Below are 1,212 nucleotides of genomic sequence, written 5' to 3'. Positions count from 1 at the left end.
TAACAAGAGACTATGGCGTCAATAGTTAATTTTATGCTTTTGGCGCTTCCCATAAAACACCATCTCTTAGCATCGAATTTAAGATCACAACCATCTTCCTGATGCAGGCAATAATAGCCACTTTCTTTGGTTTTCCTGCAGCCACTAATCGCTGATAAGTCCCTTTAAAAACGGGGTTAGACTGTATCGCTGACATCATGGCCATGTATAAAACGGTTCTAACTTGATGTCGTCCTCCTTGGATTTTTCGGTGGCCTTTGAAGCGTCCACTTTCTTTATTCATTGGTGCTACACCGACTAACGAACTGGCTTCTTTGTTATTGATATAGCCTAATTCCGGTAGATTGCTGATGATTGACGCTGCGGCAATTTTACCTATCCCTTTCATGCTTTGCAGGATGAGGTTTTTAGCTTGATAGTCAGGGTTTGACTCGATGAGATTGACGATTTTAGTTTCAATTTTTGCAATCTGATTTTTAAACACCGTCAGGATAGGTTTGATGGTCATCGCAAGTTCTTTCGGAAGAATTTGAAGTCTATTCTTCTCCATAGTTTGCATGACCAGTAGTTGATTTCGTCTTCCGACCAAATCGCTCATAGCCTGCATGATATCGGGTTTTAGCGTTGATAGACGAGGTTTGATGGCCTCACTGTAATGAGCGATAAGTTGTGCATCTAGCTTATCGGTTTTAGCTCGTTGGCCAATTGCACCAGCAAAGCGTTTTATGTGTACAGGATTAGCGATAACGAAGGGTAAATTGGCATTAGCACAAGCGATGATAAAGGGCATTTCAAGCCTCCCAGTCGCTTCTATAACAATACGTTCAGGGTTGTGTTTTTTTATGAGTCTCACGGCTTCTTTGATGCCTTTATCATCGTTAGACACGGTAAAATAGATATCGAGTGGTCGAATATAAATGTCGAGTTGGTACTTGCCAGTATCGACACCGACGTTAATGTTTTGATTAGTTTTTGTTTTCATAATAAGCTAACTCTTGCTTGCAAATGCGGGTTCGAGACCCAGTAGACTATTCGAGTATTTTGCTTGGAGTCGTTTGTCGCGTTCTTTCTTGTTATCGGTCTCTCAATAGAGGATCCGTCATTCAATCGAACTACGACAAATGAAAGCTTTAGTTGCAGCTAAAGCCTGGGTCTCACATTACCCGAAACTGGGAATTATGTGTAATTAGGTGGGTTTATTATCCATACAAG

Annotated in this window: 1 protein-coding gene; it reads right to left on the bottom strand. The window is 41.1% G+C overall.

Features of this window, described 5'->3' with window-relative positions; all coding sequences use genetic code 11:
* Nucleotides 1–31 precede the first annotated feature (31 nt).
* The gene (locus tag AAEY93_RS20245; RefSeq protein WP_124012293.1) at nt 32–982 is read right to left on the bottom strand and encodes an IS110 family RNA-guided transposase; all 951 of its coding nucleotides are present in this window, start codon (nt 980–982) and stop codon (nt 32–34) included.
* Nucleotides 983–1,212 lie beyond the last annotated feature (230 nt).

The organism is Shewanella sp. CAL98-MNA-CIBAN-0140, from assembly GCF_040309905.1.
Taxonomy (GTDB): domain Bacteria; phylum Pseudomonadota; class Gammaproteobacteria; order Enterobacterales; family Shewanellaceae; genus Shewanella; species Shewanella psychromarinicola.
This window is presented reverse-complemented; position numbering and strand designations above follow the sequence as displayed.